The organism is Embleya sp. NPDC055664 (genome assembly GCF_053618075.1).
Map to the genome: position 1 here is coordinate 58,832 of NZ_JBSHGZ010000040.1, position 12,490 is coordinate 71,321.

Annotated in this window: 7 protein-coding genes; 5 read left to right on the top strand and 2 right to left on the bottom strand. The window is 71.8% G+C overall.

Features of this window, described 5'->3' with window-relative positions:
- Positions 1–16 precede the first annotated feature (16 nt).
- The 4 genes from ACWGR4_RS40365 to ACWGR4_RS40380 are packed head-to-tail and all read left to right on the top strand — an operon-like array spanning position 17 to position 6,360.
- The gene (locus ACWGR4_RS40365; RefSeq protein WP_452129380.1) at positions 17–2,035 is read left to right on the top strand and encodes a B12-binding domain-containing radical SAM protein; all 2,019 of its coding nucleotides are present in this window, start codon (positions 17–19) and stop codon (positions 2,033–2,035) included.
- Entirely contained in the window at positions 2,032–3,798 is a 1,767-nt protein-coding gene (locus ACWGR4_RS40370; RefSeq protein ID WP_452129379.1) for a multinuclear nonheme iron-dependent oxidase, read from the top strand. Before ACWGR4_RS40365 ends, ACWGR4_RS40370 begins: the two co-directional genes overlap by 4 nt.
- Positions 3,799–3,803: 5 nt before the next feature.
- Entirely contained in the window at positions 3,804–5,702 is a 1,899-nt protein-coding gene (locus ACWGR4_RS40375) for a RiPP maturation radical SAM C-methyltransferase (RefSeq protein ID WP_452129378.1), read from the top strand.
- The gene (locus ACWGR4_RS40380) at positions 5,692–6,360 is read left to right on the top strand and encodes a DUF5825 family protein (protein ID WP_380007664.1); all 669 of its coding nucleotides are present in this window, start codon (positions 5,692–5,694) and stop codon (positions 6,358–6,360) included. The genes ACWGR4_RS40375 and ACWGR4_RS40380 overlap by 11 nt, the downstream gene beginning before the upstream one ends.
- 100 nt (positions 6,361–6,460) lie before the next feature.
- Here ACWGR4_RS40380 and ACWGR4_RS40385 read toward each other — a convergent pair whose 3' ends face one another.
- Complete coding sequence (locus ACWGR4_RS40385) at positions 6,461–7,771, bottom strand: hypothetical protein (protein WP_452129377.1); 1,311 nt, start codon at positions 7,769–7,771, stop codon at positions 6,461–6,463.
- A gap of 171 nt (positions 7,772–7,942) precedes the next feature.
- Here ACWGR4_RS40385 and ACWGR4_RS40390 point away from each other — a divergent pair, with 171 nt between their 5' ends.
- A complete protein-coding gene (locus tag ACWGR4_RS40390) occupies positions 7,943–9,166 on the top strand; it encodes a hypothetical protein (RefSeq protein ID WP_452129376.1) in 1,224 nt (407 codons plus the stop codon).
- A gap of 77 nt (positions 9,167–9,243) precedes the next feature.
- Here the strand turns inward: ACWGR4_RS40390 and ACWGR4_RS40395 are convergent, their stop codons facing one another.
- On the bottom strand, positions 9,244–12,447 hold the full coding sequence (locus ACWGR4_RS40395) for an amino acid adenylation domain-containing protein (protein ID WP_452129375.1): 3,204 nt from the start codon (positions 12,445–12,447) through the stop codon (positions 9,244–9,246).
- Between the last annotated feature and the right edge of the window lie 43 nt (positions 12,448–12,490).

A 12,490-nucleotide genomic window follows, 5' to 3' on the forward strand; every position in this document is an offset into this window, starting at 1 on the left:
CTGCCGAGGTGGGAATGTGCCGTCCGAACGGGCAGGCGGCGGTGATCGGGTCGACGTCCTCCTGATCTTTCCGCCGCAGACCGAGGCCAGGTTCTTCCCGTACCTGAGCCTGCCCTACCTGACCGGCCACCTGCGGCGTCGGGGTCGGCGCGTCCACCAGGCCGATCTCAACATCGGCCTGGTGCACGACGTGCTGCGACACCCGCAGACGTTGACCGCCGCGGTCGCGGCCCGTGGCGGCACCGGTCTGGACGGCTGGTATCGGCAGGCCATGGCCGACGTCGTGATCGAGCACGCGGGCGAGATCCGCGCCAGGGCCATGGAGCGACCGGCCGACGCGCCTCACGAGCCCCAACCGGCCCACGCATCCGCCGCGTTCGACGCGCTTCGGCTCGCGCGCAACGCCGTCGAGCTGTTTGTCGGCGACACGCTCCTCACCCGGACCTGGCGCGACCTCGGGCAACTCGACGACGCCGTGCGCGTAGCCGCCGCGGTGCCGCCCGCCGCGTCCGGTGTCGCGGTCGAGCGGCTCCACCGTCACGTCGTGGACCTGCTGGCCCGATACCGGCCCCGCGTGGTCGGCCTGTCCGTGGCGTTCTTCAGCCAGGTGGCACCGGCACTGCTGATCGCCGCCTGGGTGCGGCGGCTGCGACCCGACGCACACGTCTGCCTCGGCGGCCAGCAGGTGATGCTCCGTCACCAGGACTTGGCCGCGCTCGTCGGCGTGCGGCACACCGTCCACGCCCTGTGCCACACGGCGGGCGAGGAGCCGCTGGAACGCTGGCTCGACGCGCTGGACGGCACCGCCGCACAGGCCGACGTACCCGGCATGACCTGGCTCTCGCCCGACGGCGCCGCGCAGTGCTCGACGCGCCCGGTACGACTGCGGTTTCGCGATCTCGGCCCGCCCGACTTCGCCGACCTGCCGATCCACGCCTACCTCTCGGAGACCACCCAACTGGCCATCGTGTCCTGCGTGGGCTGCTACTGGGGCCGGTGTGCCTTCTGCTCCTACGGCAATCGTTCCCTGGCCCGCGGCGGCTACCAGCAGGGCACTCCCGCGCAACTGGCCGACGCCGTCGAGTCGGTGGTCCGGGACACCGGCGCCGAACTCGTCGCGATCGCCGACGAGAACACCAACCTCCGGTTGATCGCCCGGGCGATGCGGCTGGCCCGGGCCCGCGGCGTCCGGGTGCGCTTCGATGTGCGCGCCCGCCTCGAACCCGGCCTGCTGGACCCGGGGTTTTGCCGCGAGCTGGCCGACCTCGGCTGTGCGCAGATCGCCATCGGTTACGAGGGCACCTCGCAGCGCCTGCTCGACGTGCTGGACCGGGGCGTGCGCGCGGCCGACTACCAGCGCATCGTCGACAACCTCGCCGACGCGGGCATCACCATGCGACTGTCCGTGATGGGGCACGTCCTCGACGAGACGCCGGACGAGTTCGAGGAATCCCTGCGTTTCCTGACGGACAACCAGGACCGGATCGGCATCGACGCGCTGGAGCTGCTGATCGCCGAGCCCGGCAGCCGGCTCGCCCGGCACCCCGAGCACTTCGGCCTGGCGCTGGACACCTCCGGGCCGCTCACCGGCAATCCGGAACTCAACTACCTCGGCGGCCGGGTCGGTTATCCGATGGCGGTCGGCGGCGGTCCCGCCCGCGCCGAGGCGCTGGATCGACTGGAGCGGGTCTTCCGCACGGTCACCCCGGGCCGGGCCGGCCGGCTCTCGCCCCCGAGCAGCGCCCCGGGGACCGGCCCGCGCGAGGCCGAACTGGTGGAGCCACACCCGTGGGTGCGCATCGTCCCCACCGAACTCGACGGCGTCCACGACCGGATCGCCATCGCCGATCTGGTTCGGGAACGCTTCTACGCGCTGCCGCGCCGCGACGTCGCGCAGCGTGCCGACGGTCTGCTCGCGGCGCGTACCGCACGCGGCCGGCTGCTCCTCGGCCGCCTGGTCGGCGCGCTGGCCGGCCGACCCCATCCGGGCACCATCATCGAGGCGGACGTCGAGTACGCCGGGAGGCCGTCGTGACACCAACGTCAGCCACCACGACCAGGCTGGGTCTGGGCCTGGTCATGGACATGCCGTGGAGCGGAGGCACCCTGGGCAATCGGGGCATCGGCTTCGTCGAAACGCCCGACGGCGGCAACATCTCGCCGCGCGTGCGCGCGTTCTTCCGGCGCCACGGCCACGACTTCGCCTACGCCTGCCCCTCGTTCCAGCCGCGTTCGCGAGCCGCCGTACGCATGGCCGACTACGCCCCCGCCTACGACCGCTTCTTCGCCGCACTGCCCACCGGGACCCGCCGCGCACTGCACCAGACCGAGCTGAACATGGGCTCGCCCGAGCGCTACGATCGCGGCCCCACCATCGAGTTCACCAACGAACTCACCGCCCGCCACGACCTGTCCTGGGTTGTCGAAGACCTGGGGATCTGGAGCCTGCGCGGCTGCCCGCTGCCGTATCCGCTGCCGCCGCCGCTGACCGAACGCGGCCTGCAGATCGCCACCGCCAACACGGCGGACACCGCCCGGCGCCTGGCCGCGCCGCTGCACGTGGAGTTCCCCGGCTTCACCGAGGGCGGGTCCTTCCACCTCGGCGGTCTCGACGCGTTCGAGTACTTCGCCAGGCTGGCCGACGACGCCGACGTGTGGGTCACCCTCGATGTCGGCCATCTGCTCAGCTACCAGTGGCTGCGCGGCCGCACCGGCCGCCACATGCTCGACGGGATCGAGGCCCTACCCCTCGACCGCTGTCGCGAACTGCACCTGTCGGGCTGCCAGATCGTCGGCGGCAAGTTCCGCGACCTGCACCACGGCGTGCTCCTGGACGAGCAACTACAGCTCACCGAATACCTGTTGCCGCGCTGCCCGAACCTGCTCGGGGTCAGCTACGAGGACCCGATGTACCGCGAGGACGGCCGGCTGGTGGAGCGGTCCCGGCCCAACTTCGAGCGCCTGCGGGACCTGGCCGACGCATGGCGGCGTGGCGACGACCGCCTCGTCGGCACCTCCGCGCCACCGCGCGAGACGACCTCCGCTCCGCCGGCGACCGGTACGGGCCTGGCCGGCGGGCAACTCGCCGACCTGCTCATGCGTCTCCTGCTCGACCGCGACCTGCGCGCCCGCCTGGCCGACGAAGGCGCCGCCGAGGTGGCGACGAACCCGGGCGAGTTGGAGTGTCTGGAGACCGTCGAACTCGACGAACTCGACGCCGCCGCACGCAGGTTCCGCTCCCGGATCTGGCGGCTCGGCCGCGCCGGCGGGCTCGCCGGCTCGTTCCCGCGCAGCCTGCACACGCTCCGCGCGGCCGGCCACGACGACGCCGACCTGCTCGACGGGTTCCTGACCTCGACCCACTTCGGCGCCTTCCGGCTGGTCCCCCACCTCGGCCCCGGCCTGTCGGTGGAGGAGGCGTTCGCACGATTCCTGCTCGATCTGCCCGAGGCGACCGCCACGACCGTGCGCGAGACCGTCGACCACGAACTGATGCTCTCCCTGTTCACCGCGCTCTGCCACGAGCAGCCGCTGTCGTTCCTGATCGGGGTCGAGGGCGTCGTGCGTACCGACCACGGCCACGCGGCGCTGCGCCGGTATACCCGGGCGGCCATCGCGGGCTGGGGCCCGGGCGTGGCCGGCCCCCCGGAAGAGACCACGCTCTACGCGTACTTCGCCACCCCCACCGGACTCGCGCACGGCCCGGTCTCCGCGCGGGTGGCCGCGGCGTTCGAGACCACCCCGACGCCCGCGGGCGACGCCGCCCGCGCCGCGCTGAGCCGGCGCGGGCGCTGGTGAGCGACATGCGCGTGGTGCTCGTGGACATGCCGTGGTCGTCGATCGACATGCCCTCGTTGGCCCTGGGCATCCTGCGCCGCCGCGTCCTCGACGTCTTCCCCGACGCCCACGTCGACGTCGTGCACGCCAACCTCGACTACGTCGACTGGCTGGTCGCGCACACCGGCTTCACCGCAGAGGAATACGAGTTCTGCGCCAACTCCTACTTCTCCGGGCTCAGCGAATGGATCTTCTCGGCCGCGCTGAACGACCGCCCGCGCTGGCAGGTACCGGAGTTCACCGCCCGCCTGACCGGTCGAGTGCCCGCCGGCATGACCGCCAGGACGCTCGAACTGCACGAACTCGCCCCGAGGTTCGTCCGCGAGAGCGCCGCCCGGATCGTCGCCGAGGCGCCGGACGTGGTCGGCTTCACCACCACGTTCGCGCAAAACGCCGCGACGTTGGCCGCGGCGCGCATCGTCAAGGAGCTGGCGCCGCACACGTTCACCGTGTTCGGCGGCGCGAACTGCGACGGCCCGCAGGGTGCCGCGCTGCACCGCAACTTCCCGTACATCGACGCCGTCGTGCGCGGCGAGGGCGAGGTGGCCTTCCCACAACTGCTCACCGCCACCATCGACGGCGACCGCGACGAGAAGGCACTGGCCGACATCGCGGGTCTGTGCTGGCGCACGTCGGACGGCGCGTGTGTGGTCAACCCGATGGAGGCCGCGCCGCTGCCCCCGGGTGCGCTCGTCGCGCCCGACTACGGCGACTACTTCGAACGACACGCGAGGTCGACCGCGGGCTCCTGGGTCGAACCCCGGCTCGTCGTCGAGAGTTCGCGCGGTTGCTGGTGGGGCGCGAAGCACCACTGCACGTTCTGCGGACTCAACGGCTCGTTCATGGAGTTCCGCAGCAAGGACCCGGGCCGGTTCGTCGCCGAACTCCTCGCCCTGGTCGAACGACACCGCATCCTCGACGTGTGGGTCACCGACAACATCATCGACATGGCCTACCTCGGCTCGATGGCCCCGCGCCTCGCCGAGTCCGGATACGACCTGCGGATCGGCTACGAGATCAAGTCGAACCTGCGCCGGGACCAACTCGAAACCCTGTACGCGGCCGGGATCAGCCATGTGCAACCGGGGATCGAGAACCTGAGCAGCAAGGTGCTGCGGCTGATGGACAAGGGCGTGACGGCCTGTCGCAACGTGCGGTTGCTCCGCGACGCGCAGACCGTCGGGACCGAGGTGAGCTGGAACCACCTCTACGGTTTTCCCGGCGAGACCGACGAGGACTACGACGACGTGATCGACCAACTGCCCGCGCTGCACCACCTCATGCCGCCCGCCGGTGCCACCCGGGTCAAGGTCGAGCGTTTCAGTCCGTACTTCGACCGGCCCGAACTGGGCTTCGGCCCACCCCGACCGGCCGCGCACTACCGGCACATCTACGACCTGCCCGAGGCGGAACTCGCCGATCTCGTCTACATCTTCGATGTGCCCCGGCGCGGCATCTCGGCGGCGTGCCTGGATCGGTTGCGGCCGGCCATCGCCGACTGGATCGCCGCGCATCCGCGCAGTCGGCTCACCCACCACGACCTCGGGGACCACATCGTCCTGGTCGACACCCGACCCGGCTTCGACTGGCACCTGCTCGAACTCGTCGACCCGATCGAGACGACGGTGTTCCGGCTGCTCGACACCCCGCACAGCCCGGCGGCGCTGCTGCGCAAGACCGCCGCGCGCCACGACGGGGTCACCGCGGCGGCCGTCGAGGACCTGCTTGCCCGGTGGCGCTCGCTCGGCGTGGTCTTCGCCGAAGGCGGCGAGGTCGTCCAGGTCGCGCCGGCCGCACGCAACCCGGCGCCGATCCGGCCGCGCCGGCCGACGCTCGTACCCGCCTTGGCCGCCGATGAGCACTGACCTCCCGCCGGTACGGCTGGCCCTGTGGCGCGATCGCGACCCGGAGGCCATGCGGATACCGGGGATGTACCTCGGCGAGGCGGATGTCGCCGGCGACCCCCTGGACGAGGTCGCGCGGCTCGCCGCGGGCGGTGCGTGCCTGGCCCGGCTGCACGCCGCGATCGACCTGTCCGACGGCGGGGTCGAGGCCGACGGCGCGGTGGCCGTGGCGGGACTCGTGGTCGTCCGCGAACTCACCGCGCACGGCATCGCCGTCGACTGGGCGCTCCGCCCGCCCGCCGGGCCCTGGGACTGGCGCCCGCTCGGCCACCTGCACCCGCCGACCACCGTGATCGACGGAGACGGAGACGGCGACACAGACCGCCTCGCCGCCGCCTGGCGTGCCGACTTCCGCCCCGCGAAGTTCGGCTACCGCCACGGCCCCGGCTTCATCGAGGTCCGCGACCACCGCGCCGACCCGTTCCGCCGCCTGGTCATCCGCAACCCCCGCTACGCACAGGTCATCGAGCCGCTGCTGCGCGGCGTGGCCACGACGGACCCGACCGAAGCGGTGACCGCGCGCTACCACGACGCGGGCCTGCTGCACCGGGTGGGCCGATACGTGTGGTGGACCCCGTACCGCGTCCGCCACAGCCCCCACGGCACGGGACCGCCGTAACCGGAGCCGTGGGCGGGCCGGCGATGATCGGGCTGGGTGTGACGGTCGCGGCGACCGGCCGCAAGGACTGACGGAGTTTACCTTCGGGCGTCGTTCGGCCTCAGGCCGTGTCGAGGGTGTGTGGGGCGAACACGGCGGCCATCGCGCTGCCGAGGGCTCCGTTGAGAACATGGTTACGGCCCATCCGCGACCCGTAGCCGATCACCCGCCCACGCAGAACCGCGACCTTCAGGTCGCGCATGTATCGCCCTCCATCGGTGTCGACGCACGAGGGCGCGACACGTTCCTGAACGAGCCATCCCCGCCGCGCCGGATCTCGCAGCAGATCCGTCCAGGTGCGCGGGTCCGTGTCGACCCCCATGTGTACGGCCTGGCCGCGGAATCCGTAGGGGGCCTTGACGACCAGGTCGACACGACCGGCGATCGCCTCGGCCACGGAGACGCCGTCGCCGAGTTTGCGGCTCCAGGGCACGAGCGCGTGCAGCGCCGTGTGCTGCGCGGGGGTGAACAGGTGTCGGAACCGGGGATCGGACATCACGGCCAGGCATAATTTGTTCTCCGCCACCCAGCGCTCGGCCAACGCATTGGGCGCGACCAGGTCGCCGGCGGTCAACCGTGCGCACAACACGTCCCACCGCTCGACCTCGGCGGCGTCGGCCGGGACGTACTTGAGGTACGCCAACGCGAACTTCGACAGGGCGGCGGCGTCGTCGGCGTCCACCGGGATCAACGCCCGGCCCCGCGCGGTGAACTGGGCCCGCATCACGTCGACTTCGAACCGCGACCGGCGCCGACCGCGGATCAGCGCGATCCGTTGGGTCCGTGCGTTGGGAACGCCGCGTTCACGACCGTGGGCGAGTACCCAGTCCGCGAACCAGGACGGTTGTTCCATCGGTGCGTCGGGCACGCCCCACCCTGCCAGGACGTCCCCCATCGGCGATCCCCGCCACATGCGGTTGACCGTGCCCGTCACCATGACACCTCCCGGGCTGCTCGGGTTGAACTCCAACACCCGTACGGAACCCAGATCCGCGCCGACCAGGTCCGGCCGACAGAAGTCCACCCGAGGCCGCGTTCGATGGTCGTGCCGCATGATCCACCGGTGCAACACCGCCGGGACCTCCAGGAAGTCCCACAGTCGGGGGTCGTCGGGATAACGCTCGACCACACGCTCCAGGCACTGCACCACCGTAAGGATTCGGCGGCGCAGGATTGGCTCCGCCGTGCGCTCCAACACCGAGACCGCGGGCAGCAGCGCCCCCGCTTTCAACACCCGCTCGGCCCCCAGACCCGCGCCCACCCTCTCGAAGGCCGCCCCCACCAACTGTGCGTAAGGTCCCGAAGAGCCGGGCGCGCCGGGTATGGCGATCAGGTCACGCTCGGGATCCCATATGGGAAAGGCATCATTCATTCCGGGACATTAACACTCCGGTCGTTACCTCGATACGGTTTGCCGAAAAGCCGCCCGCGGGTGCGGCCGGCGCCGATCGGAGTTCCCCTTTTCGAGGCTCGACATGCGCAGGATCGGTGTCCTACGGTGAAAACCTTCCCTCGTATCCGACGGGAAATTCGGAGGTTGGTCGTGATCGAAAATCGGCTGAAAGCCGCGGCCGAGCGGATCGCCCGGGAAATACCGACACCTTTCTACGTGGTCGATCCGAGCGGGGTCGAGCGGGATTTCTCGGCGATGGACAAGGCATGGCGCGAGTGGTTTCCGCGGTTCACCCTGGCGTATTCCTACAAGAGCAATCCACTGACCGCGTTCACGCGGCTGTTGTGCACACTGGGGGCGACCGCCGAAGTGGTCTCCGGCCCGGAACTCGAAACCGCCGTGAACGACGGTTTCCCGCCCGATCGCATTCTCTTCGACGGGCCGGTGAAACATGCCGCGGAATTGACCCGGGCCCTGACGCTCGGGGTCGGCATACAGATCGACTCGGCGGCGGAGATCGAACACGTCGCCGCCGCGATTCCCGAGGGCGGTCCACGACCGCGCGTATGTTTACGCCTGGCCATCAGGACCGATTCGGGGGAGTGGTCGCGATTCGGATTGATGCCCGACGAGGTGCCGTGGGCCCGGCGCATTCTGGCCGATGCGGGAGTGCGGGTGCGGGGCGTACATCTGGGCGTGGGAACCCTGGTCGGCGGCCCGCGGACGTACCGCGCCGCGATACGACTGTGGCGCGAGACGTTGCCGGAATTGGCCCACGACGCCCCGGAGCCCTTCGTCCTGAATATCGGCGGCGGGTTTCCACCGCGCGGCGACACGGCCGATCCGGCGGCGCCCTGGGCGGAGTTCGCGGCCGAGGTGGCCGAGGAGTGCGGGCTGCTCGGGCTGCGGCCCCGGGACGTGCACCTGATCGTCGAGCCGGGGCGCAGCCTGGCGGAGGAACACGGCGTGCTCGTCGCCCGGGTGGCCGTCCGCAAACGCCGCGCCGAGGGCCCCGACCTGCTGGTGCTGGACGCCGGCACCAACCTCGCCCGGACGGTGAAGTCGCGCAACCACCCGATCGAGTTCGTGCCTTCGGACACCGACGACGCGGGCGGTACGCGGGACGCGCCCGCCGCCGATTCCGCCCGGGAGCCGTACGCGGTGTACGGCAACAACTGCTACGAGGGCGACGTCTTCGCCCGAGCCGTCGACGGACCCTCGTCGCTGCGCCCGGGGCAGCTGGTCCTGGTGGGCTCCGTCGGCGCCTACGACATGCCGTTCGCCCACACGTGGGTCCGGCCGCGTCCCCCGGTGTACGCGGCGGCCGGCACCGGCCATGTCCTGGTGCGCAAGCCCGGGCGGGCCATCCGCTGAGCTGTTCGAGCCCCACCGACCGGTTTCGGGCGGTGGGTGGGGCTCGCGTCGGTGCCCCCGTCGGGTCGTCGGCCGCGTCACGAGCGCGTCGACATCCGGTGGTAGTGGACGTAGCGGTCGAAGACGTTCGCGTCGATGACGGGCGGTCGCAGGCCGATCCGCCGGGCCAGCCGTTCGGCGCGGGTGACGGAGAACAGCGCCGTGCCGTCCTGGAACACGTCGGCCAGCCGATTCCGGTGCGGTTGCGGATCCCCGTCGGGCGCCGGCAGTACGGCCAGTGCCCCCGCCAGAGTGCGGTCTCCCGGCGCGGCGAGCGAGGCGTCGTGCAGGGCCGCCCAGAACGTCTCGTATCCGACCGGCTCCAGCCCGAAGGCCGCGCCGAACGCCCCCAGCAGCCCCCCGAGTTGCACGGGCGTGGGATGCAGGAGGTGGAACCAGCCGCGTTCGTGGTGCGCCACGGCGGCGGCCAGCAGCGCGCCGACGGTGTCCAGGGGCGTGTAGTCCAGGAGCAGCGGGTTCGTGGGATACCCGCCCACCCGCAGACACGCCCGGATGAACAGGTCCGTACGGGAGCCGGTGTTCGGGACACCCGTGTCGGTGGCGGGCATGACCTCGCCGAGCCGGTGCACCGCCGTCGGCAGGCCGCGCTCCGCCGCCTGGAGGACGAGTCGTTCGGCCACCCACTTGGACCGCCCGTACCCGGTCGTGGCGGCGTCGGCGGCGGGCCACGGCGCCTCGGGCGCCCGGGACCCGGGGCCGTCGGGGACCGGTGCCCGGCCGCGCGCGGCCAGGGTGGACACGAAATGCAGCGCTTTGGGCCGGCACCGCGTCGCGAACCGCAGGATCTCCACGGTGCCCTCGACGTTCGCCGGGCGGTGCGCCGAGTATCCGCGCACGAGGTTGACCAGGGCGCCGGCGTGCACGATCGTGTCGACGCGCTCGGCGAGGCGGCGCGCGTCCGCGTCGTCCAGGCCCAGGCCCGGGGCGGACAGGTCGCCGACCACGACGCGCAGGCGCTCGGCGTGCTCGTCGCGCCAGAGGCCGTAGTGGCGCAGGTTGTCCGCGACGCGCCTGCGGGCGGATTCCGCGTCGTCGGCGCGGACCAGGCAGTACGCGGCGACCCCGGGCAGGCGAAGCACGTCGTACAGCAGTTGTGCGCCGACGAAGCCGGTCACGCCGGTGAGCAGCACGTGCTCGACGCGCGGTTCCGGTGGCGCGTACGGGAGTCGGATGTCCGGCGGGAGCACCGGATCGTGGCCGAAGTGCTCGGCGGGACCCGGGCGGGTCCGCCGTGCGGCGGTCGAGGCGCCGGTGCCGCCGCCGTTTCCGTTGCCGTTCGGCCCGGTTCGGCCGCGCAGCGCCGCGAGTTGGTCCGTCACGGTGGGGGCCGCGACCACGTCGCGTACGGAGAAGCGGGTCCGGAAGCGGGCCGCGATGGCCAGGGCGAGTCGCTGGGCGCTGAGCGAGTCGCCGCCGCTGTCGAAGAAGTCCTTGTCGGCGTGTACGACGGGTTCCGGGAGCACCTCGGCCCACAGGTCGAGCAATGCCTGCCGCGCGTGTTCCGCGGTCGACAGGGGCCGGGTCGCGCCGCCGGCGGTGCCCGGCGGAACCGGGGCGGCGGGCGCTCCGGCCTGCGCCGGGCGGTCGAGCAGTCGTTTCAGGGCGCCGCGATCGGCCTTCCCATTGCCGTTGAGCGGCATGTTCTCCAGGATCACGAAGCGTTTCGGGGTCAATTCGGCCGGGAGCGTCGCGCGCGCGTGGCGGATCAGGTCGTCGGTCGAGGTGTCGCGGCCGACGGTGACGAAGGCGGCCAGGTACGTGGAGCCGCCGTGTTCGTGCGCCACCACCTTCGCCTCGCGCACGCCGGGGTGCGTGGCGATCGCCTGCTCGACCTCGCCCGATTCGACCCGCACCCCGCCGACCTTGAACTGCTGGTCGCGTCGGCCGCCGAAGAAGAGCACGCCGTCCGCGTCGTGGTGCCCGAGATCGCCGGTGCGATACATGCGCGACCCGGGCAGCTCGGTGAACGGGTTCGCGACGAAAGCCGCATCGGTGCGCTGCGGATCGCCCAGATAGCCGAGGCCCAGGCACTCGCCGCCGATGTGGATCTCGCCGATCTCGCCCGGCGCGACCGGCCGGTTGTGCTCGTCCAGGACGATCGCCCACGTGTTGTCGATGGGACGGCCGATCGGCAGCGGACTGCGCCGGTCGCGGGTCACGTCGTGGAAGACCGACCCGATCGCGGCCTCGGTGGGGCCGTACGTGTTGATCAGCGCAACGTCGGGCAACATCTCGTGGAACAGCCGGACGGCGCGGGCGTTGATCTCCTCGCCGCCGATCAGCAGCCGTCGCAGAGAGCCGAGTCGTGGCACCAACTCCGGCTGCGAGTGCAGCAGTTCGACCAGACTGTTGAAGATCGTCGGGACGAAGTCGGTCATCGTGATCCGGTGCCGCGCGATCACGTCGACGGTGGCGGCGAGGTCGAGCATGCCGCGGGGTTCCGGGATGACGACGCTTCCGCCGTGGGTGAGCGGCCACAGGAGTTGCCACAGCGACGAGTCGAATGTGTGCCGGCTGTTCTGGAGCACCCGTTCCGGGTCGTCGGTCACGAACCGGCGGGTCATGTGGAGGAATCGATTGAGCAGGCCGCGGTGCGTGTTGAGGGCGCACTTGGGTACGCCGGTGGACCCGGACGTGTAGAAGCCGTACGCGAGGTCGTCGGGGCGGGCCGGCGGGCCGAAGCGGTCGGCGGTCGGGGCGCCGAGCCGGTCGAGGTCGACCGCGAGGGTCACGGGGGCGTCGGAGTCGTCCCCCCACGTCGGCCGGGCGTCCCGGCTCGTGCCGGCTCCGGTGTCCCGCGCGGTGCCGGCTCCGGTGTCCCGCTCCGTGTCCGGGCCGGCGACGGACAGCACGACCTTCGGGTCGCACGCGCGGATCATGCCGTGCAGCCGCTGCTCCGGCCAGGTCGCGTCCAGGGGCACGAACGCCGCGCCCGTCTTGAGGACGGCCAGCATGGCCACCGGCAGGCCGAGGCCGTTGCGGGCGGCGAGCGGTATCAGGTCGCCGGGTCCGGCGCCGTGTTCGTGCAGATCACGGGCCAGCGCGCTCGCCATCCGAGTCATGCGCTCGTAGTCGAGGACCCGGCCGGCGCATTCCACGGCCGGGGCGTGTGGGGCTCGCGATGCCCAATCCTCGACGAGGTCCAGGACGGTCCGGTCGGGCGGGAGGGAGACGGCTCGGCCCAGGAATTGTGCAACCTGTGTCTCGCGCAACCTCTGCATGTCGATGAAGTCCCCTGTCGCATGGGTGCGAACAACTCGTGAC

Excerpts from the sequence above, each read along its gene's own strand:
- ACWGR4_RS40385 (WP_452129377.1), bottom strand. The coding sequence starts at position 7,771 with ATGAATGATGCCTTTCCCATATGGGATCCCGAGCGTGACCTGATCGCC.
- ACWGR4_RS40380 (WP_380007664.1), top strand. The coding sequence starts at position 5,692 with ATGAGCACTGACCTCCCGCCGGTACGGCTGGCCCTGTGGCGCGATCGC.
- ACWGR4_RS40395 (WP_452129375.1), bottom strand. The coding sequence starts at position 12,447 with ATGCAGAGGTTGCGCGAGACACAGGTTGCACAATTCCTGGGCCGAGCC.
- ACWGR4_RS40375 (WP_452129378.1), top strand. The coding sequence starts at position 3,804 with ATGCGCGTGGTGCTCGTGGACATGCCGTGGTCGTCGATCGACATGCCC.